The following is a 21778-nucleotide window of genomic DNA, read 5'->3' as shown; positions in this document are numbered from 1 at the left end:
AAAGGGTCAATTTTTTCCCTGGAATTTCAACTTAATGAAAATTAAAGAAAAGCCGACAGTAGCTGACGGCTTTTTGGCTGTTTATTCTTAATTGACTCTTTTTGCGTTTGTGTTTTGCATTACTTGATTACGATAAGCATCTATTTGCGCTGCTGTTGCTGGAGTTACTTCAAACAGAGGGGGAAACTCTGTAATTTCACAGATACTAATATTTAAGTCTTCAAATAGGATATGACTATCTTAAGGAAATAAATGGAATAATAAAATTGCTTTTTTATAAAAATGAAAAGTAAATGAAAAACAAATGAAACAGACGTTTTATATAATAATGATGGGTGACAATAACTAAAATATACTGAAAAATTAAATTTTTAATAAAATTTAGAAAATATATTAATTTCCTATTTTCTAAATTGATTTGTAAGTAATACCAACAATCAAAAGTGAAGGGAAGGGTGTGAATGGCCGCAGATGATGTCATTTGGGGAGGTGATGATCCCTTTACACATATGCTAGCAATAGGACCAACTCGTTGCGGAAAAACAGCTACTGTCTTGAAGCCGATGATCTATCAATTGCTGATACAGAAAAAGCGTGGGAAGAAACTTGGTTTATCCGTGATAGAACCTAAAGGTGATCTTGCACGAGACGTGAAGGAATATTGCGATGAAATGGGTGTTCCCTATACTTATATCGACCCGGAAAGTGCAGATACACATCGATTTAATGTTATGGAAGGTGATATAGACGATGTAGCGGAAGCTACTGTAGCCGTATTACAAAGTCTTTTCGGGAAACAAGAAGCCTTTTTCCAAACCGTTCAGGAGCTATCAGCCCGTAATATTACTAAACTATTAAAAGAGCTTCAAGGCGATGATATGGATTTGCTGGATATATTAGAAGCTATGCGTGACCAAAAGTTGTTAGAGGAGAAAGTAAAGCAGTTGAAACAGGAACAAGGTCAAACCGATTTAGTTAATTTTTTTGAACATGAATTGCTTGGTTCCATGGCGGATAAATATCAACAATTTGTTATTGGTTTAAGGGCTCAACTGGAGAATATTACTGGAAATCATCGGTTAAGACACATTATAACCGGAAAGAGTGATATTAATATCGATAAGCACTTTGAGGAAGGTGGAGTATTGATTGTCAATACTTCTCTAGGTAAGTTAAAAAAGGCTGGTGACGCTTTTGGCCAGTTTATCATTATGCACTTGCAGTCCGGTACATTCAGACGCAAAGGTGCAGAACGAACAAGGACACCACATTTTCTAATTGCTGATGAGTACAGCAGATACATAAACCCTGATGTTGAAATGTTTCTTTCAATCGCAGCCAGCTATAGAGTAGCTGGTATATTCGCTACACAGTCTTTAGGTCAGTTAGAAGTTGAATCGGGTAAGATAAATAGTAGAGCTATGAAACAAGCGATTATGACCTCTTGCCGGAACAAGATTGCTTTTGGAGGCTTGTCCGCAAAAGACGCACAAGAGTTTTCTGAGGAGTTTGGAAAAGACCAAATTATTATACGTCAATCAACCTATAAAAATAGGGTTCTCCTTCCGAGATTATTTCCAGACAGCTATAGGGATACAGAGTCAGAAGAGTATCGTTTTCATTATACGTATCTACAAGACCAGATGGCTCGCTTTCACTATATCGCTAGACTAATGAAGGATGGGACTCCACAGAAGCCGATAGAAGCTGTCGGGAGTTTCGTACCAAGAGATTGGAAGGAACGTAGAGAATGGGAAACAAATGAAGAACGGAAAAGACGAAAGAAAAAAGACCAGGATAGCAAAATTATAAATACATTTCACCGTTTTTATAAAAACTTTAAACAGATTTCAAATAAATACAATAAAGCAGCAACGATTAACAGTGACCGAGAAATGATAGAAGAAGTTCAAATGAAAGAAGACAATTTGATAGCTCCAAAATTAAATACACCCACAATTCCCTCTGAAAGCAATGCTACCGTAGAAAAAATAGAATTAGATACAATATCTGATCCTATCCAATCCTTTAGGGAAACTGAGAAGCCCCCAGAACCTATTTTGGTAGCAGTCCATCATGACAATCAAATTCAGCATACAGATACTCCATTCAAATCGAACAGTAAATCAGACAATATAAATGTTAACAAACATCCACAACCTAATGATGATATAAATGCCAATATGAATGACTGTATTAATATTGATGTAGATTCAAAAGGAACAATCAACAAAATTGAAAAAGCGGATATTAACGTAAGTGATGTAATGAAAGATAAAAACAATATTGATGAGAAGAAGGAAGTTAATCAGAAATTACAAAATTCAAAGGCTGTGAACAGTACTAATATCCGTGTAGAAACGGTAATAGATGAAGAAAAAGAGGAAAAAGAAGTCGAGCATAATTTGGACTCTTTCTGGTAAATCATTGTTTAACACTGGTTTAATCGAAGGTCTCCAATAAGTGTAGACCTTTAAAATGAAAATTTTTTGAAGGAAATGTATTAATTTAAGGAAGGGGATAGGAGAGATGACAGTAGAGGAAATGAGAGATATTCTAATTGAGGGATTTGACCCGAGTAAACTGAAAAAAAGTAAAAAGGTTGATGAAGGACTGCGATGGAGAGATATTCAATCTGCCTATCAAAACGATCTTGTTTTAAATGACGTTCTAGTTGGTATAGAGAATATTCGAATAGGAAGCGGCAACAAAACTGAACTTTGTGGAATTATTCGTCGCGCAGGTATAAAAGGGATTATCCCTTTAAAGGAGTCAGGAATTGACATTGAAGATGCCAATGCATTGAATCAGTTTAGGGCTCTTACTGGGATAAAGGTCTCCTATAAAGTTTTAAATTTTGATAAGGAAGCCGGCATTTTTGTGGCATCCCGAAAACGGGCAAGAGAGCAAATGGCTGAGATCACTTTAAGAAAAATTGATGAAGGCTACAACATCTATTGCGTTATTCGGGAAGTGGAGCCAGGGCATGTTGTCGGCGATATTGGCGGTATTGATGTGCATATCCCTGTGTTTGAATTGACCTATGGTTGGGTTGAGGATTTAAGGGATCGTTATGAACCCGGCGATGCAATTGAGGTACAAGTGATGAAAATTGATAAAGAAAAACAGGAAGTAAAGGTTTCAGCTAAACCATTATTAGAAAATCCTTTCCCTGAATGCCTAGAGAGGTACAAAAAGAATGGTGAATACGTTGGTACAGTGTCAGGAGTTGAGGAATACGGAATTTTCGTTAATTTAGAGGAAGGGGTAGATTCCCTTGCTCGTCACTTGAAGTTTCAAAATGTTCAAAAGGGGGACCAAGTGTTAGTAAGGATATTGGGCATAGATGCAGAAAAGGAACGAATTTCTGCTCGAATTATAAGGGTTCTATCATGACTGGAAGGGCTGAGCAAATGCAACATGCTGTCAGCCCTTTTTCTAACCAACACAAATGGGAACTCAAATGGAGGAGAATCCCATCTAGAGAGCTTTCTAAGCTGCGGTCGGGAATGGTGTTTGATACAAATTCCAGAAAAGAAAGAAAATCGTTAGAGGCGATAGCAAGTGTTGGTTTGATTGAAGGGAATCAACTGCAACAGATATTTAAGCTAAAGAAACCGCAAATAAGACGAATGGAAAGCTTTAATCTTATCATGAGACATTTCATTAGGAAAAATGGACAGGATATACCATTCTATACGCTTGGACCGACGAGTGCAGAGAAAATTGTACCGGGGTTTGTTCCAAATTATTGGGTGGAGTATCAAATCGAGGATGTTTTAAACAGGTTTATGTTCTTTCGGCTATTTGACTTACTAAAACATCAAAATGCGAATGTTGCCACGGCCCCTAAGCCATTTACAGGAGCATTGGAGCTCAATGGAAATCTTTTGTATGTTTACTGTACTCGTGGAGATACGAAGGATTTACAAATGTTATTGAAATGGAAACCATTTACCGATCGAATGATCATTGTTACTGAGCATATTCAGTATTTAAAGCCGTTGGATATATTTTTACAGGATCAGAAGCTTAAGATTAGAGCAATCACGGATGAGCAATTAATTAGGGATCATTCTCAATTTTATACCTTTCGGGAAAATGAAGATAAAGTATTTAAGTGGATGTTGGAATCGAAAGGGTAATGACAAGGTGTTATTGCCCTTTTTGGAGTAACAATAAGGTATATAAAAACGACTATTAAATCGTTCCATTAAAGGGCTATAGTGCGGAAACAAAGTCCGTTACTAAAAATAGAAAACAGCCTACTCTTTGTACGTTAAGGAGTCGGCTGTTTTCTATTTTTAGTAATATGTCTAAGCGTATAATTTTGCGAAATGGTACAATGCACCCTTTTCCATAATAGAATTGAGAGTTTATTCAAATGGTAACATGTATTTTCTTTCTCGTTATGCAAGGCTATTACACGATTCAAGTGGCAGAGCTACTAAACGTACATCGGGAAACCATTTCAAGCTATGTTAAGAAGTTCAACCAAGGTGGAATAGAAGCCTTACTTCATCGTGATTATTCATCTGGCAAGCCTGCTTTTTTATCACCTGAAGAAGAACGAGAAGTAAGACGAATGATTGAGCATAGCACACCGGCTGAAGAAGGAGACAGCTGCGAATCCTGTTGGGACACACGGATTTTAAAACATGTATTTGAGAAAAAGTTTTCCATTACGATGTCCCGAAGTGGTATTTGCGAGATGCTAAAACGCTGGGGATTTAGCCACACGCGCCCGACATACACTCTAAAGCGTGCCAATCGACAAAAACAAGAAGCCTTTCAACGAGAACTAGATATGGTTAAAAAAACGCCACAAGCGAATTAGTCTTCTTATATGAAGATGAAAGCCATATTCGTGACTACCAAGCCTTGCGTTCTATTTGGAATGTAAAAGGAAAACAAAAACAAATTCCCACTTACGGTCATCATACAGCTGTCAGCCTATTTGGCTGCGTCAACATTCAAAATGGAGGATTTTTCTGCATGGAAACTGATCAGTGTAATGCGCAGACCTTCCTAGCTTTTCTTCGCCATATTCTGGTTCAGCATGATGAGAAGCACATCTCATGATTTTGGATAACGCTCGGATTCACCATGCCAAACTTTTGAAACCTTTTTTGAAAAAGAATGAGTATCGCCTGACTCTTCTCTTTTTATCACCTTACTCTCCCAACTTGAATGCCGTCGAGCGTATTTGTGGTTGGTTGAAAGGAAGTGTCATCGTTAATAGATTTCACGCCAAAAGAAAAGAAATTCGAAAATCAATGCTCTCATTCATGGAGTATCTCGACACTTGCCCAGAAAAAGTGCTCCAATTATTACAAAAAATAAGGGTTTTTGGTAAGGTGAAAGATTATTTTCTAAATTTTGTAAGGTTATGACCTACTTATACTTGTATCTCGGTCATACCCATATATTGATTTTTATTTAAAATCTTAATGCTATATATAGAATCTTATAATGACAAAGAAAATGGTTGTCGACTTTGTCGCAAGCTTGGATATTCCAAGCTTTTTTATATTTATAAATTTAATATAGATTAGAAAGCTTCACTACTTAAAATGGATGGTAAAAAATTATTCAAAATGGATGGTTATTCTAAGTATTGATTATGCTATATTTTCAATTGCTATAATAATTTAATTATTATAGCAATTGAAAAATTAGGAGGTATTTATTATGAAAGAATATTTAGGTGAGAAGTACAAAGTTGCCGCAGTACAAGCTTCGTCTGTACTGTATGATCGAGAAAAAAGTTTAGAGAAAGCGATTTCACTAATTGAAGAAGCGGCCAGTAACGATGCTCAACTAGCAGTACTGCCTGAGTCTTATATCCCTGGATACCCTTATCATATTTGGATGGGAGCACCATGGGGGTACCATGAGTTATTTAAAGAATGGTTTAACAATTCCGTGGAAGTGCCAAGTAGAACAACGGATGCACTATGTGAAGCAGCACGGAAAAATAATATTTTTGTGACAATTGGTATTTCTGAGCGTGATGGAAATACATGCTATAACACAATTTTATATATTAATAACAAAGGCCAAATTTTTGGTAAACATAGAAAGTTGATGCCTACTCACGTTGAACGGGTTCATTGGGGACAAGGCGATGGAAGTTACTTGAATGTATATGATACGGAATTAGGAAAAATGAGCGGGTTGGTTTGTTGGGAGCATACAATGGACTTAGTGCGTCATTCTCTTATCGCTCAGCGTGCTCAGATCCATTGCGGAGTCTGGGTAGGATTCTCAAGTATGCCTGGCTGGGAAAACCTATTCGATATGTCAACCGAACTCGCTTCTCGTTATCATGCTCACGTGGGTGAATGTTTTGTTGTTACTTCTCAAAGTACCATTAGTAAAGAAAATGTTGAAAAATTAGCACAAACAGATTATCAGAAAGAATGGATTAAACCCGGCGGCGGATGGTCAGCCATCATTGCTCCTGGCGGCAGCATCTTAGCTGGTCCATTAAAAGGAGAAGAAGGCATTTTATATGCTGATATAGATATGCAAATGATTGCTGACATGGCTCATTGGCATGACGCTACTGGACATTATTCACGTCCTGATGTAGCAAGTCTTCTACTAAACAAAGACCCTTATCAAGTAGCTCGCAGTATAAATAACTTTGATAGCCTAGGGAAATCATTTGATCAAAATGCTATTAATCAGCCATCACCAGAACAATTACTAAAAAAAATACAACAACTAGAAGAAAAATACTCTGAACTTTTAACTAGTGATCTCAACAATCCAACTAGACTTTTATCTCCTACCCCACGATAATACAACATAATGTCATAAACGAATGTTTTTGACAGATTTTATAGTAAAAATTCTGGTGTGGGTTTGAAATATTGAAAGAAAAAGATTTCAACAATAATAAGGGAGGTATCTAGTGCCAAATTAGATACATAATATACTATATAAGTAGGTATGGGATGTATTACAAGTGGATTTGAATGGAAATCTAACAAAAAATTTGACAAGAACTCTGGATCAATGAAAGCGGAAGAGGTCCAAAAATCTATACTTACCAGTTTGTCTATGTGCATTGCCGAAATTGCTTCAGCAAAAGAAGTTGTTGATAAATTAGAGAGTTCAAAAGTAATAGCTAGGTAAAAGACTATAAACTGGTTCTTTCTTAGTGTAGGAAACTAGCTTTAGTTTTCAACTAATCAATAGCGTAAGTTCTTTATTAAAAGGGATTGGAGATATTTGTTGAACTGAACCTCGAATAGGTCCACTTTTTTTAAAGTGTCTACCATTCGGGGCTCAGTTCATTCCTTAGAAAAGGTGCTTACCTATTTAGTTTGAAATTATTCATATCTTGTACTCATAAGTGAGGGGAGAAAATGACTGTATAGGGATATGCTCGTGTTTCTAGTAAAGGATAAGACTTAGAACTGTAACTATCGGAATTAAAGACTGAAAAGTGAGAAGAAACTTTGATAGAAAACGTTTCCTATTAAAATAAAGAAAGGCCACAATTCAATCTGTTACTAGAAAAATTTCCAGAAGGGGATACACTTCTTGTAACTAAATTAGACAGACTGGCTCGAACAGTACGAGATGGAATTGATATAGTTGAATTATTATTCGAGAGAAAAGCTATTTTGAGAATTAAACAGATCGGCACGATTGAAAATAATTATGTAGGAATGTTTTTTCTAAATGTTTTATTAAACGTAGCTGAAATGACTGGTATTTCAAAAAGCAATTTATAGAGGTTGAAAAAGGAATTTGAAAATCAAGTTGCTAATTAACTACAAGTGGTCAAAAAAAGAAGAACGACAACATTTAAGTTGCCGTTCTCCACACACAATATAAAAGATTATTTCATTGTACATATATAGATATCAAAAAAAGGGTAATATAAAACTAGTTTTTTACTAATTTGGTAGTGTGAGTTTCATGGGAAAATAATCTATATATGATTCGTAATTATCCGACTATTTGCTTGAAAGGGATTTTGACTTTAGTTATAATTAGTTTATATTTTACAATCCTTTATACTTCATATTTTTAGAAGTAGCCATCAGATTCCATTCGTTCTTTCTTTTTTGAAAGACGTCTTGAAAAGCTTGGCATTAATCTCCTACATGCTCTTGATCCTTATCGGATAAGTGCGACAGTATATCTGTCAAAAAACCCCTTTTAGTTTTTGAAAATCTCCTAGGTGAGGTATGCGTTTTTCCCTGAAATAGTGCTTTAAAATCAAAATTCCGATAGATGTATAAAAAGACGATTGTTTTTCTATGTAATTTTACATGGGGACACAATGGTCTTTTTTTATATAAAAAACCATTTGAAAGGAGAAGGTATATGCCAAATCTACATGAAACTATGTTGGGAAGGAAATTCCTTGAATGGACTGTTCCTGAATTAGTACAGGCTTTAAAAAATTTACACACGGATATTGAAATAGTGATTCAACTCAAAACTGATGAATTAATGTTTCGACAGAGAGAACTAATATTGAAGGAAAAAGAGCTTAACCTCAAGGAAAGGGAGCTTCAACTAAAAATGAATAAATAGTTGATTAAAAATAAGAAAGAAACTTGTTCTGGACAAATCTTGTACTGGAATCAAGTTTCTTTTTTTATTTTTTAATTCTTATTAAAACCAAAAAGGAGAGATTTGAAATGTCAAAAGAAAAAGTAATTACATTCAAACAAGAGGAAAAAAGCTTGATTTATAACCGATTCGTAGCACCAGCAAATGGTACAACCGATGAGGCATTACACTTTGTTGAGTATTGCGAAGCACTTGGACTAAATCCTCTATTAGGAGATGTGATTTTTCAAAAATTTGAGACCAAACAAGGGCCAAGAACAACCTTTGTCACGACTCGTGATGGGCTAATGCGTGTGGCGGTACGTGATGAGAATTATGTCGGACCACCGATATCCAATGTTGTGCGCGAAGGCGATCAGTTTGAGTTTTTACCGGCAGAAGGTTCAGTCATTCATAAGTTTGGTCAAAAAAGAGGGAGAATACTAGGTGCATATGCAGTCCTGTATCACAAACAATATAGACCATATGCATGCTGGGCTGACTTTGCGGAATACTTTAGTGCCAATGCTAAATCGCAAAATGGCAGGTCTTATATTTGGGATCAGTATCCGTCAATAATGATTGAAAAAGTGGCAGAGAGTTTTGCGTTAAAACGGCAATTTCCTATTGTTGGAGGTCTTACAACGGAGGAAGAAATGGGATTGGACCACAATATTACCGTTCAAATAGATATGCAAGATCCACCTGAGCCACCAGCAAACCAAGTAAAGCAACAAACCATTTCAGAGCCGATTTCTATACAAAAAGAACCGGAACCTGAAGTGGAAAAGACAAGTGCAGCTGTGGATCATAAAAACCAACTGGAAAGTGTTTTGGATGATAGACCGAGGGAAATTAAGGAGTTTCCAATGAGGTCATATCAACCATCTCAAACGGAAAATGATCAGTCTGAACAACTATATCGACCAGTTGTGCAGAAAGCGAATGGAGAAGAAGTTGAGATTGATAGAGTGGACATCGGAACAAGTAATTCAGGAATTCCGTTTGCCAAAGTATTCATCATTAAAAATAGCGGGCAAAAGCTAATGTTACTGGCAAAAGGAGAAGAACATGTTGCCATTGCCAAAACCCTTAATCAAGGGGATGTGGTCAGCATCGAAATCATGGAAGAAAACGGATTTCACTTCTTGAAAGGTGTGAATGCACATGCATGATATACAGCTGGAGCCAATCGCCACATTAGAATGGTTCGGCACACTTACAGTAGTGTTCTCTTCTATTCATGGCGGCCACGAGTTAGTCTTTTGCGGAAAATCGAAGGAGAAGGATGATCTTGCTATTGTGCAGCATACATGCTTTTTATGCAGAGTATATGGGCATAGAAATTGTCCATACGTAAAAAAAGCATTGTATCTCTTGATGATTTATTGGAAGCAACGTTTTCGCCAATACAAGATAGTTCAAAAAAGGGCTGAGATTCATAAGGACATGAAATCAATTCCTACCCCTTGCCTTTCAGGCCTTAAACATTCTAAGGAGAGGTAAAAATGCAAACAACCATTCTTCCGAATATTCTTGATGTGGCCGAACAGTACCATTTGGAAGCAGATCGCAAAACCATTGGTAAGAAAGAAACACGTTTCAAGTGTCCTTTTTGCCATGCGGACGCTAACAGACTAAAAAAATACTTCTTGTCTATTAATGAAGAGAAGAATGTATTTAAATGCTGGTCCTGTCAGGAATCCGGTGGTGTGTTAAAACTGATTGCTTTTTTAGAAAATAAATCCGAACAGGAAATGATTGAACAGCTGCGGACAAACAATGGCTTTAACTATCAGAAGCATCCGGCAGAGAGGTTGACTCGAAATCAATTGAAAATGATTGGGTATGAGAAGATTGATTGGATCAAAAACCGAGAATATGATGTTGAGCTGTATAAGCATTTTCGGAACTATGTGTACCAAAAATGGATTAACTTTGCGGAGCACAAACAAGATCTTGCCTATCAGCAATTGTATATCGGACTTCTCTCTGGAAAATTCCAGCAGGCCGTAAAAAAAGTCGAGATAGAAGAAAAAGAGTTGGGTATCTCTCTATTGGATAAAGCTCTGAAAAGATTATCTAGTACTGAAAGAAGCTTGGAGGAACTAGAGAGGGAGGAATTTGTTGCAGCTGTTTGCAATCGAAAACATCCTTTCTATGAGAATATCGATCATTTAATTGCTATGCTCGAACTTAAAACACAAAAGGAGAGACATTTAATTGAAGAATGTAAACCTAATTGGACGGATGACAAAAGATCCTGAAATGAAGTCTTCAGCAAATGGAAGTGACAGGCCGTATTTAAGGATGATGTCTGATGCTATTTTCATACAGTCGGTTACAACTCTATGAAACATGTCCACTACGGTTCTATTATAAATACGTTTTGGGGTTACCAGAGCGTGTGACAGCACCGTTGGCACTTGGTAAAGCAGTCCATCAGTCGATTGAGTCCTTAATTAAAGGATCTGATTATAAAAATGCCATTCTAGATGGTTATGCTGCGTGCGATTTTCATCCAGAAGTCTCTTTTAAAGAGATTTCTAGTGTAGTAGATAACGCACCTGTTGCTAAAAACATGGGGGAAACAGAAGTTTATTTTCGTTTTCCTCTTTCTGATTCACCAAACTCTCCTCAATTGCAAGGGTATATTGATCTTGTACAAAATGGGAGGCTGGTGGATTGGAAAACGAATTGGAGAACCTATGATGTACTTGATAATCATCAGGTTGGCTTATATGCATGGGGCTTATCAAAAATCCAGAAGAAAGAATGGATAGAAGGTAGCATCTACTTTCTCCGTTATAAGCAGGAAAGGAAGTATTTCTTCAGTCCAATAGAAATGGAACAGGCCAAAGCATGGGCGTTGCGTCTAGCAAGAGAAATCAATTCCAAGTTAGCGTTACTAGACATCATGCCTGAAAAGGCAAATGAGATTTTCTCTTATACTCCTTCCAGTGCTTGTGGGCATTGTCCCCTTGTATTGCGCTGTTTCCGAAATAATAAAATGTAGTTGGAGAGGAGTTTCTATGGAAATTTTACCGTTAAACGAGATTTTTCAAGTCGTTGAAAGGTGGAAGGAAGGTTTCTTAAAGGCTCGAACCATTAGATCGGAAATCATTATCAAATCGAATTGTAATCAAGCAGAATATCGGTTGATGTTTAAACGGAGTAATCTGCAAGATTCCGGCAATTTCTATTTGGTATCGACTAATCAAATTTTCCAATTGCATGATCTAGTGCTGTATTCCTTATTAGCAAACATTATAAGGGGAAATTATGACATCCTGTCGGCATTATCAATCTTTGAAACTGGCTCATTTGAGGAATCCGATACAATACCTGTTCAATTTATGAACTAAAAAGGGAGAGAAGTGTAATGATTAAAAGTACTTCAGTGATAGAAAATCCAATGACCCAAGCAGAAGCTGTAGCAATGGCTAATGAAATTGTGCGCCTTGAAGCAGTGGTTAAGGAACTTAAAAACCAATTGAAGGCCTACGTGGAAACGAATGGATCAGTTGAAACCAATGATCAGATTTGGGATTTCAATGAGAGCGTCTCTTGGAATTTTCCTGGAGATAAGTTGAAAGAGATCATGACCATGATTGCCCTTGATGGGTATAACCCTTGGGAATTGATCAGCCTTTCTAAACGTTCATTGGATAAACTGGGCTGGAATGATGATATCTTGAAGCAATATGGTGAAAAGAAAGTCATCAAACGGTTTGCTTCAAAGAAAAAATAAAAATCCAATCAGAGGGAAACTGCCTTTATTAAGGTAGATTCCCTTTTTTATTTGAAAGTTATTTATAAATTAAAAGGGAGAGATATATTATATGGAAACTATTTATGAAGTGCAAAGAATTAGACAAGTAGTTATGGAAGAAACAGTGGATAGAAATATTGTAAGAACACCTGAGGACGGTGCTGAAATAGCAAGGAAATTCATTGGTGATGATGACCGCGAAGTATTTTTTGTAATGTGTTTGAATACAAAAAATAAGGTAGTTGCTGTTCATCGAGCACATGTAGGTTCACTTAATGCAAGCTTAGTAAGACCAGCTGACGTATTTAAAGCAGCCATATTGAATAATGCAGCTTCTGTCATCGTTTGTCATCAGCATCCCTCTATGGATCCCTCACCTTCTCGGGAGGATATTAATGTTACTGCTCGTTTAGTAGAGGTTGGGAAAATGCTTGATATCGCAGTTTTGGACCACCTAATTATTGGTGGAAATACGTTTATTAGCTTAAAAGAAAAGGGCCATATTTAAGGAGTTGGAAAAAGCTCTATCTGCATTAGTCTTATTTGCAGATAGAGCTTTTTGCATATTTCAGGATAGTTAATTGCTGAACAAGAGTTTCAATGTGCTCTGTATACTAAAAACATGATTGAAAGAGTCCGTTTAAATCCCAAAAATAAATCTTAGTTTTTAGTGACACTAGAGATGCCATAAAAGGTCTTTTATTGTTCAATAATAGGGCTATTATCTACAGTATGTTTTTCTACCGTATTCATAGTATTTTAAGATACTAAAAATGGCTAATTATTAACTTCGTGGAAGCATTATCTACAGTAATTTTTTATCGTATTCAACGTTTACAAACATAGGACTTTACGTGGAGAGGTGGGTATGATAGGCTTGGATGCCGATGAAACAACTGCTTCAGCCTTTCAAGAGAAATCGTACCCACAGAGGCTCCACGTCAAGTCTTTAACCACTTATCTTGGCATACATGTACACAATGATAAAAGGTGCATTATATCAATCTTTTTGTCGATGATACTGTAGATAAGAGTTAGTTTGTGGAGTAACTCATTGTTCAACAATATGAAATAGTTATTGTTAGCGGTGAAGATCGGAAGGTACCGTACTGATTTTTATATTTTTAAGGACATACTTTGTTTTAAAATTTCGGAAAAGCGTCCACCGCATCCACCCAATCACAATACGAATCATCACACTTGGGACTTGGGTAGGGATGCTTTAGTGATTTTTGTTCTGCCTATAATTCCGGAAATCTATTTTATATACTTTTTTCGGTCTACCTCTTAATTTCTCCTGTTTTCTATATAACGTTTTTGCAGCGCCTTTTTCCTCTAATTTATTTAATATACGATTGGATTGACGTAAGGTGTGTCCTAAGTGATAAGCGAGATCATCTGCTGTTAGTTCATTGGTCTGCATCTTTGAAATAACAGCCATGATCTTTTGGATATACAAGTTAGAGATCTCTAAAGTTTTGCTCAATTGCTCTATTTCTGGATCTATCTTGTTGCTGTAATGAAGGCAAGAATCACTTCCAAGCGGTCCAATTACATCTTCATTATCGATGATGACATAAGCGCATGGAATTTCGTTGGATTCCGCTTTCTTAATAGCGGTTTGTGCAGCTTTTTTTGTTTGACACAGTGTGGTTCGAATCCCCCAGCCTATATTTACTCGGAAGGGGAGTGTTTCGTTCAAATACTGTATCACTGAACAATTGGTAAAATCATTTGTTAAATTTTTGAGTTCCGCATTGGATGTAATGATTTCAAAATTAGCATGCTGTTTTTGAATGACCGATAATGAATTGGTATTTTTATTAAATTCTAATAGTGCTTTATGAAGGAGAACTTGTTTGAAATCCAAATCAGATTGATCTTTCAGGTTTTCAATTGTTATGATACCGATTGCCCACTGATTATCTTGTAAGTTTGAGATCTGTAATTCATTGATAAACTGTTGTACTTGTTCCAAAACAGAAGCTTCGGAAGGGAATATGAACATATTTGGAATTCCTGCTTCATTTAGTCGACTCACAATATTACTGAATCGGGTGATCGATAAATCGATCTTTCCTTGCCGCCATAGTGATAGATGACGTTGGAATGTCCTCTCGTAAATTCCCTCCGTATATTCACATTCAAAGGAATATGGCAACTCATCTTCTCCTAATACATCTTGTAACCCCATAGAGTCAGGGTATTCATGAAGAAAGTCGATGTAAACCCTCGAAAAGGATAAGTCTTTCTGTTGGTGTTGGATCGCAAATAAATTTTTATAAAAATCTCCTTCTGTAATTTCCAAATAAAAAGTTTGTGTAGGTAATTCAGTAAATTCCTGCTGTAAAAAATACATAGTCAATTTACCACCCAAAAGAATACCATCATAGAATAGATGGTTTTGCTCGTACAAGTCCTTTATTTCTTTAATTTCTTGATAAGGAATAAAAGTTATCTCACATTGATCTTGAAATAGTGTTTTTAGTTTTTTAACTTTCTCAATTGAATTATGTGCTGCGATAAATCCAATTTTAATCATAGTACAATTCAATCCTTTCCAACTATATATCTTAACTATACTAGCTATCTTTGAGATGCACCAATAGAAACGAATGTATCTTCTATGATTTTCACAGATTAGTTGTATCGCAAGTGAAACAAAATAAATCGTTATAGGAGGATCGTATTCAGATATGATCTAATTTTCAGAAATAAATATTGCAATCTTAAAAATCGCTTGTTATACTCTTTTTAAGACATGTCCTAAATGATTCTTAAAATAGTTTTGAAAAAAAAACACTTTTATTTTAAGGGTAGAGAAGCGTACGTTTACTTTAAATGTAAGCGTGTTCAACTTAAAAACTAATTCTGAATAGGAAAAAGGGGGATTTTTATGGAAGCAAGCGGATATAACAAAAGGACAAAAACTATCGTATTGACATTGCTATTTTTGACATGGATCGTTAATTATTTAGATAAAAACTCCATGAGTATAGCCCTTATTTCAATAACAAAGGAATACAATTTAACACCTACTCAAGGCGGAATGGTCATTAGCAGCTTCTTTCTTGCCTATGCCATTATGCAATTGATCGGCGGTTATTTTACCGATAAATATGGGGCAAAAATAATTATTCTCATTTCCGTAGTTGTTTGGTCTATCTTTACGATTTTTACCGGCCTTGCCTGGTCATTTCTATCTCTTATCGTTATACGTTTTCTCTTCGGTATTGGTGAAGGAAGCTTTCCCGCAGCGAGCTCAGTTGCTCTAGCTGAAACTTTTCCTAAAGAACAACGTGGACGTGCCAAAGGAGTTTTATCAGCCGCTACTCAAATTGGGGCAATCGTTGCAGTGCTTCTAGCTGCCATTATGGTTCAGAGTATGGGCTGGAGAATGATGTTTTTCATTTTTGGTGCACTTGGCTTTGTATTCCTTTTATTACTTTGGAAGTATCTACCATCAAGAGCAGAGGCACATGGAAATGCAGAAGGGCAAAAAGTATCGTATCTTAATGTGTTAAAAAACCCTTTAGCATGGCAGCTAATGCTCATTTACTTCGGAATGAGTATGGTGAACTGGGGATTAAGCTCATGGCTGCCTTCCTATTGGGTAAACGTACGGGGCCTTGAATTGGTCAAAACAGGCCTTATTTCTATGTTACCCGTTGCATGTTCACTAATCGGTATCGCCTTGAGTTCATGGGCGGTAGATAAATTAGCTTCTGGAAAAGAAAAGTATATTATCATAACCGGAGCTGCCATTGGAATTATTGCTCTCTATTTTACGATGCATGCAGCCTCAGTCGCTCTCGCACTTACATGTCTCTGTACCGCCTATTTTGGAGTAGGTCTTGTCTCGATTGTGCTGACATTACCATTGAAATATTTTACACAAAACACAATGGGAACGACAGTAGGGATTATGTATTTTGGAGGACAGATGGCGGGTGTAATTGCCCCTACAGTTATGGGTTATACCATTACATTATTTAATGGTTCTTATAACGGAGCATTTATGCTATTGATGGGTGCCTTATCCATACCAATCATCGTGAGCCTATTTTTAAAAGGTAATTCAACTAAAAAAGCAGCAAGGAGTGTAGCGGTTTGAAACAAGCTATGGAAAGTATACATGTGAATGATTTGCAAAAAATCGTCGATTTGATTGAAGGAAAAAAAGATAAATGGATTCAAGTTAGTAATCAAATTTGGGATTATGCAGAATTACGGTTTGATGAGGTGGGATCCGCAGAGCTAATTTGCCAAACCTTAGAGTCAGAAGGGTTTACGGTAGAAAAGGGACTAGCGGATATGCCAACTGCATTTGTAGGAAGCTTTGGTTCTGGGAGTCCGGTTGTTGCATTGCTAGGTGAGTATGATGCCCTTTCTGGACTCAGCCAAAAAGGCGGCGTTTCAAGCGCAGAACAGATTGTGTCAGGCGGAAACGGCCATGGATGCGGGCATAACCTTCTTGGAACAGGCTCACTTGCTGCCGCAGTCGCTTTGAAAGATTTGATGAAAGCAGAAGGTATACAAGGAACAGTGAGATATTATGGTTGTCCCGCAGAAGAAGGCGGATCGGGAAAAACGTATATGGTACGTGCCGGTATTTTTGAAGACGTAGACTTTGCCTTAACGTGGCACCCTTGGTCGTATAATTCCATTTTTACAGGGAGTTCGTTAGCAAACTATCAAGTTTCCTTTAAATTTAAAGGAAAAAGCTCTCACGCAGCTGCCTCTCCCCATCTCGGGAGAAGCGCCCTCGATGGGGTAGAATTAATGAATGTGGGGGTTAACTATTTACGCGAACATATCATTCAGGAAGCAAGAGTCCATTATTCGGTCATAAATACTGGCGGTACTTCTCCGAATGTTGTTCAAGCGGACGCGGAAGTGCTTTATCTAATTCGTGCGCCTAAAACACCTCAAGTGCAAGAAATTTTCAAGCGGGTATGTGATATTGCGAAAGGGGCAGCACTTATGACGGGAACAGAGGTCGAAATGATCTTTGATAAGGCTTGCTCAAATTTAGTTCCGAATACGACGCTTGAAGAAAAAATGTTTGAGGTCATAAATGAGGTTGGTCTGCCTAAATATACGGAAGAAGAACTTCAGTTTGCAAAACGACTTCAAGCAACATTGTCACAAGAAGATATTGATAACGAAATTAGCAATATGCCGAAAGAGGTTGCAAATCAACTAAAAACTGAGGCAATGGCAAATGTGATTCATCCCTATTCGAAAGATCTAGCTAACACACTTTTATCGGGTTCAACAGATGTTGGAGATGTAAGTTGGGTGACACCAACAACTCAGTTGCAAAGTGCCTGTTGGGTATTGGGTACACCTGCACATACTTGGCAAGTCGTTTCAATTGGTAAAACATCGATTGCCCATAAAGGTATGTTACTTGCAGGGAAGGTATTAGCCGGAACAGCACTCGAAGTCATGAAAAATCCCGAAATACTTGAGAAAAGTAAGCAAGAACTAAAAGAGCGGCTAGGCGACGATGTTTATCACTGCCCAATTCCCGAAGACGTGAAGCCTGGAAGTAACGAGAAATGATCAACGAAGAAACAAAAAAAGTAAATACTTTTTTTCATAGGGACTTTCCCAAAAGTCAGTAAATAAATACGAAATGAGTGTCGAAACCGTGCATTTTCGCGCTTTATCGATAAAGTTGAACGGAGCTAAAACCATTTGCAGTTCAGCTTCTGAAAGAAAGTTTTGAATGAGTGTACAAATCGTGTTATTCTTGTTCAAGAGAGATTCCCCGTTTCGTAAATGTTTGTGTGGTAACTTACATTTTACACGAGAATCTCTCATTTTTTATGAAATTTGATCGGAAGAAATTTGATAATCAACACGCGTGATTTTCTTATTTAAAACCACTATTGTTATGTCAAAGGAGATGGAGGCAAATAAAAAGATTGATAGCTTCTTAGATAGCTATTTTAAAGCGTTAAGGATCAAATTCGCCCGTCGAATTTGCGTCCGGATTTTTATCACGCTTCAAAACGCCACATCCGCATGTCTAGCCTGACTAGGACGTCCTGTCCGTCGTCGAGCTCGCTCGATAAATCTAGTAAAGCATTAGGGAAATTTTGAAATCATAATCTATATTATTTTAACTCATAAGGGGATACAGAACGATGAATAGTATTTCTACCTTCGTTAATCTTGGATTAGTATTTATTTTTATAGTATGTTTAGCGCTGATTGTAATTGCAGGCGCTTTTATTGTAGTGATGGGAAGGCGGGATCGATTACAAACTCAACATTCAATTAGAATAAATTTCCCAATTATTTCTCGTATTCGATATCTTTCTGAACATGTAAGTCCAGAATTAAGACAGTATTTTTTTGAAGGAGACCATGAAGGAAAGCCTTTCTCGAGACTGGATTTTCAATTTATTGTGAAAGCAGCGAAATATGCAAAAACCATTATCGCATTTGGAAGCAAACGTGATTTTGATCAGCCGGGTTTTTATATTCGGAATGCCTTTTTTGCTAAACAAATCAACGATTTAGAGGCGGATAATGAAGAACAAATTCACACGAAAAAATATATAACCGATAAGGATACACTCTTTGCACGTCATGAGCATAGTGAGGAAAGTCAATTGAAACCTTGGCACTATACAGATCGTGATGCCATCATTGTGGGAAAAGATACTTGTCGTTCCCCTTTTACTATAAAAAGTCCGGTGGCTATGAGCGGCATGAGCTATGGAGCACTAGGGGATCATGCGATTACGGCTCTCTCTTATGGATTAAAAGATGCAGGAGCCTATATGAATACAGGAGAAGGCGGATTGTCTCCCCACCATTTAAAAGGTGGTGCCGACATTGTCGTGCAGATTGGTCCTGCTAAATTTGGTTTTAGAACCCTTGACGGAACCTTTTCATATGAGGAACTTCGTAAAAAGGCTAGTATTCCACAAGTAAAGGCGTTTGAACTTAAGCTTGGACAAGGGGCTAAAATTCGGGGAGGTCATATCGAGGGTGCGAAAGTAACACCTGAAATCGCTTCTATTCGTGGAGTAGAACCGTATAAAACGATTGATTCACCAAACCGATTTGAGGAATTCGATGATATGGATTCTATGATGGACTTTCTTGAACAAATTCGACATGTATCAGGAAAGCCTGTGGGACTTAAAATGGTCATTGGAAGCGAAGAAACCTTTGAAGAATTTGCAGCCTATATGGATCGTACGAAACGATACCCTGATTTCATTACCATTGACGGAGGGGAAGGAGGGACAGGGGCAACCTATCAAGCCATGGCGGATTCTGTCGGGCTTCCAATTAAACCAGCTTTAATGATTGCTCAAAGGATATTGAAGAAATACGGAGTGCGTGACAAAGTCACACTGATTGCCAGTGGTAAATTGTTCTCTCCTGATCGAATTGCCATTGCATTATCCATGGGTGCTGATGTCGTTCAAATAGCAAGAGGGCTTATGATTGCGGTTGGATGTATTGGAGCACAAAAATGTCATTCTAATGAATGTCCAGTAGGTGTAGCCACAACGAATCCAAAGCTTCAAAAAGCTTTAGTCATCGATGAAAAAAGATACCGGGTAACCAATTATATAACAACACTTCGAGAAGAATTGTTCCTGTTAGCAGCAGCTGCTGGTTTAACATCACCAAGACAATTCAATGAAAAACATATCGTCTATGTGGATCAAGAGTTTCGAGTAAAGACAATTGATCAATTAAAAGAAGAGGAAAAAGCGAAAGAACTCCTATTAATTTGATGAGGTTAGAGATTGTAAAGAGGAGATTTTGATTTTCTTATTAAGAAGAGGGGATGAATAGTTGAAAGAGAATTCAACTGAATTTAATCAAACGGGTTCTGGTGCAAAAATTTCAGTTAATTTGAAACTAATCTCTAAATCTTGGCGTACTGATACTACTAAACTAAAAAGGACGTGTATTGGTATGAAAAAACCAGTAGAATTCAAATGGAAACATTATCAGCCTGACATTATTTTATTAACGGCTAGATGGTACCTACGGTACAGCCTCAGTTTTCGTGATTTGGTGGAAATGATGGAGGAACGAGGTTTATCCATGGCTCACACAACGATTATGCGTTGGGTACATCAATATGGGCCTGAATTAGATGAAAGAGTACGGCGTCATCTTAAGTCAACCAATGATTCCTGGAGAGTAGATGAAACCTAGGTGAAAGTCAAAGGTCAATGGATGTATCTATATCGTGCCGTTGATTCAGAAGGGAATACCATTGATTTTTATCTAAGTAAAGCAAGAAATAAACAAGCAGCCAAGCGTCTTTTTAAGAAAGCCTTGGCTTTTTCGCACGTTTCTAAGCCTCACACTATGAAGATCCACGCCAACTAATCAAACTAGCGGGACTAACATTACGTGAAAATTCCTCCGGTCAGCACAAAGGACAAAAGCGCATCTCCAAACGGGGAAGAAGAAAGCTACGTGCCCTCCTTTTCCGGGTGATGATGCCAATGATTCGCCATAATGAAGCCTTTAGAAAACTACACGAGTATTATACAAACCGTCAGGTTAATCCATTACGTAAGAAGCAGTCCATCGTGGTTCTATGCGGAAAACTATTAAAAGTGTTACATGGAATCAGCACGAAACACAAAGCATTTGATGCGCAGCGAATGATGAAGGACATTCCTAGTCTCGCAGAGGCTATATAGAGTTCTACATCCCCTTTACAGACCTAGACAACAGGATGACACGGAGAAAGCTGGCATTATATTCACCATTCGACCTAGAGTCCCTAAGGGAGCTTCGCTAGCCTCTGCCTTATGACTAGACCGAACGAAGGAATGTAGGCACACAGATGCCCAGAGACATGGGAGGGTACGTCATCATAAGTTACGCAGAGATCCATTGTGCATCACATAATTCTCTGACACTACTTACCACCATTATCCAGTAATGACCGCGTAGCGTACCCATATGATGGAATAGTTTCACATAATATAAAAATATTGTTAGGAATCGTGTCGAAAAATATTTTTTTGACACTCTACCAACGGCTCAAACCGTTGATAAATAAACATTTATAGAGGGAGGTTTAATATGACCATAAAAGGGTCCAACGGAACATTGTAATCGAGAAGGTTGATAAGAAAGGGAAGTCATTGGAATATAATTCGACAGCTACAATCATTGAATTTTATAAAGATGATGGTACGATCTCCATTACTACAACCGGAAATAGAGATGAAGGGGAACAAAAGGCAAAAAGTTTGGCTTATGAGGCCAAAGATCTTTTTGAAACGTATTCTAAAAACTATGATGCTCAAACACTACGGATCATGGTAAAAAACATTCTCGATTCCATGTCACCCACAGCAGTCCGTCCAAACGGTGGGGTGGTGTGACTTGTTCTGCAATAACTACGAAAGTAGGAAATGCAGGGAT

The 21778-nt window shown here is 37.3% G+C and carries 18 protein-coding genes and 5 pseudogenes; 21 read left to right on the top strand and 2 right to left on the bottom strand.

Features of this window, described 5'->3' with window-relative positions:
- Window positions 1-461: 461 nt before the first annotated feature.
- The 15 genes and pseudogenes from F4V44_RS19725 to F4V44_RS19650 all read left to right on the top strand — a co-directional run bounded on the left by F4V44_RS19725 (window position 462) and on the right by F4V44_RS19650 (window position 12857).
- Window positions 462-2423 carry a type IV secretory system conjugative DNA transfer family protein gene (locus F4V44_RS19725; protein WP_150441736.1) on the top strand — a complete coding sequence of 654 codons (1962 nt, stop codon included), beginning with the start codon at window positions 462-464 and terminating at the stop codon, window positions 2421-2423.
- A gap of 106 nt (window positions 2424-2529) precedes the next feature.
- Window positions 2530-3396, top strand: a complete 867-nt coding sequence (locus tag F4V44_RS19720; protein WP_150441735.1) for a hypothetical protein — start codon at window positions 2530-2532, stop codon at window positions 3394-3396.
- Window positions 3393-4145: a hypothetical protein gene (locus F4V44_RS19715; protein ID WP_150441734.1), complete on the top strand. Its 753-nt coding sequence runs from the start codon at window positions 3393-3395 to the stop codon at window positions 4143-4145. The genes F4V44_RS19720 and F4V44_RS19715 overlap by 4 nt, the downstream gene beginning before the upstream one ends.
- Before the next feature lie 239 nt (window positions 4146-4384).
- Window positions 4385-4837, top strand: coding sequence for a helix-turn-helix domain-containing protein (locus F4V44_RS19710; RefSeq protein WP_150441733.1), 453 nt, complete (start codon window positions 4385-4387; stop codon window positions 4835-4837).
- A 14-nt stretch (window positions 4838-4851) separates the two neighbouring features.
- Window positions 4852-5082 (top strand): annotated as a pseudogene (locus F4V44_RS28195) (transposase); the annotation flags it as partial.
- Window positions 5079-5393 carry a transposase gene (locus tag F4V44_RS28190; RefSeq protein ID WP_150441732.1) on the top strand — a complete coding sequence of 105 codons (315 nt, stop codon included), beginning with the start codon at window positions 5079-5081 and terminating at the stop codon, window positions 5391-5393. The pseudogene F4V44_RS28195 and the gene F4V44_RS28190, both read left to right, overlap by 4 nt.
- Window positions 5394-5691: 298 nt before the next feature.
- The gene (locus tag F4V44_RS19695) at window positions 5692-6807 is read left to right on the top strand and encodes a carbon-nitrogen hydrolase family protein (RefSeq protein ID WP_150441731.1); all 1116 of its coding nucleotides are present in this window, start codon (window positions 5692-5694) and stop codon (window positions 6805-6807) included.
- A 701-nt stretch (window positions 6808-7508) separates the two neighbouring features.
- Window positions 7509-7748 (top strand): annotated as a pseudogene (locus F4V44_RS28445) (recombinase family protein); the annotation flags it as partial.
- Between the two features lie 598 nt (window positions 7749-8346).
- The gene (locus F4V44_RS19680) at window positions 8347-8559 is read left to right on the top strand and encodes a hypothetical protein (protein ID WP_150441729.1); all 213 of its coding nucleotides are present in this window, start codon (window positions 8347-8349) and stop codon (window positions 8557-8559) included.
- Window positions 8560-8666: 107 nt separating this feature from the next.
- The gene (locus F4V44_RS19675; RefSeq protein WP_150441728.1) at window positions 8667-9752 is read left to right on the top strand and encodes a RecT family recombinase; all 1086 of its coding nucleotides are present in this window, start codon (window positions 8667-8669) and stop codon (window positions 9750-9752) included.
- 333 nt (window positions 9753-10085) lie between these two features.
- Window positions 10086-10844: a CHC2 zinc finger domain-containing protein gene (locus tag F4V44_RS19670; protein WP_150441727.1), complete on the top strand. Its 759-nt coding sequence runs from the start codon at window positions 10086-10088 to the stop codon at window positions 10842-10844.
- Between the two features lie 53 nt (window positions 10845-10897).
- Window positions 10898-11593 carry a PD-(D/E)XK nuclease family protein gene (locus F4V44_RS19665; protein WP_150441726.1) on the top strand — a complete coding sequence of 232 codons (696 nt, stop codon included), beginning with the start codon at window positions 10898-10900 and terminating at the stop codon, window positions 11591-11593.
- 16 nt (window positions 11594-11609) lie between these two features.
- Window positions 11610-11942 carry a hypothetical protein gene (locus F4V44_RS19660; protein ID WP_150441725.1) on the top strand — a complete coding sequence of 111 codons (333 nt, stop codon included), beginning with the start codon at window positions 11610-11612 and terminating at the stop codon, window positions 11940-11942.
- Between the two features lie 17 nt (window positions 11943-11959).
- Window positions 11960-12328 carry a hypothetical protein gene (locus F4V44_RS19655; protein WP_150441724.1) on the top strand — a complete coding sequence of 123 codons (369 nt, stop codon included), beginning with the start codon at window positions 11960-11962 and terminating at the stop codon, window positions 12326-12328.
- A gap of 91 nt (window positions 12329-12419) precedes the next feature.
- Entirely contained in the window at window positions 12420-12857 is a 438-nt protein-coding gene (locus F4V44_RS19650; RefSeq protein ID WP_150441723.1) for a JAB domain-containing protein, read from the top strand.
- 714 nt (window positions 12858-13571) lie between these two features.
- Here the strand turns inward: F4V44_RS19650 and F4V44_RS19645 are convergent.
- Window positions 13572-14891: a transcriptional regulator gene (locus tag F4V44_RS19645; RefSeq protein WP_150441722.1), complete on the bottom strand. Its 1320-nt coding sequence runs from the start codon at window positions 14889-14891 to the stop codon at window positions 13572-13574.
- A 354-nt stretch (window positions 14892-15245) separates the two neighbouring features.
- Here F4V44_RS19645 and F4V44_RS19640 point away from each other — a divergent pair, with 354 nt between their 5' ends.
- Together F4V44_RS19640 and F4V44_RS19635 are read left to right on the top strand one after the other, a co-directional pair.
- Window positions 15246-16463, top strand: a complete 1218-nt coding sequence (locus tag F4V44_RS19640) for an MFS transporter (protein ID WP_150441721.1) — start codon at window positions 15246-15248, stop codon at window positions 16461-16463.
- 8 nt (window positions 16464-16471) lie between these two features.
- Window positions 16472-17917, top strand: coding sequence for a M20 family metallopeptidase (locus F4V44_RS19635; protein ID WP_150441749.1), 1446 nt, complete (start codon window positions 16472-16474; stop codon window positions 17915-17917).
- On the opposite strand, the gene F4V44_RS19630 is transcribed toward F4V44_RS19635, so the two are convergent.
- Window positions 17918-18115 (bottom strand): hypothetical protein, encoded by a 198-nt coding sequence (locus tag F4V44_RS19630; protein ID WP_191090780.1) that lies wholly within the window; start codon window positions 18113-18115, stop codon window positions 17918-17920.
- Between the two features lie 389 nt (window positions 18116-18504).
- On the opposite strand from F4V44_RS19630, the gene F4V44_RS19625 reads away from it, so the two are divergent.
- From F4V44_RS19625 to F4V44_RS19610, 4 genes and pseudogenes are all read left to right on the top strand, one after another.
- Complete coding sequence (locus tag F4V44_RS19625) at window positions 18505-20118, top strand: FMN-binding glutamate synthase family protein (RefSeq protein WP_150441720.1); 1614 nt, start codon at window positions 18505-18507, stop codon at window positions 20116-20118.
- A 184-nt stretch (window positions 20119-20302) separates the two neighbouring features.
- Window positions 20303-20722, top strand: a pseudogene (locus F4V44_RS19620) (IS6 family transposase); the annotation flags it as partial.
- Window positions 20698-21045: pseudogene (locus F4V44_RS19615) on the top strand (transposase); the annotation flags it as partial. The pseudogenes F4V44_RS19620 and F4V44_RS19615, both read left to right, overlap by 25 nt.
- A 405-nt stretch (window positions 21046-21450) precedes the next feature.
- Window positions 21451-21738 (top strand): annotated as a pseudogene (locus F4V44_RS19610) (DUF6744 family protein); the annotation flags it as partial.
- Window positions 21739-21778: the final 40 nt, after the last annotated feature.

The sequence above is a fragment of the Niallia endozanthoxylica genome, assembly GCF_008710145.1.
In the GTDB taxonomy this organism is placed as follows: Bacteria; Bacillota; Bacilli; order Bacillales; family Cytobacillaceae; genus Bacillus_BD; species Bacillus_BD endozanthoxylica.
The sequence above is the reverse complement of the archived record's forward strand: the minus strand, read 5'-3'. Positions and strand labels throughout refer to the sequence as shown.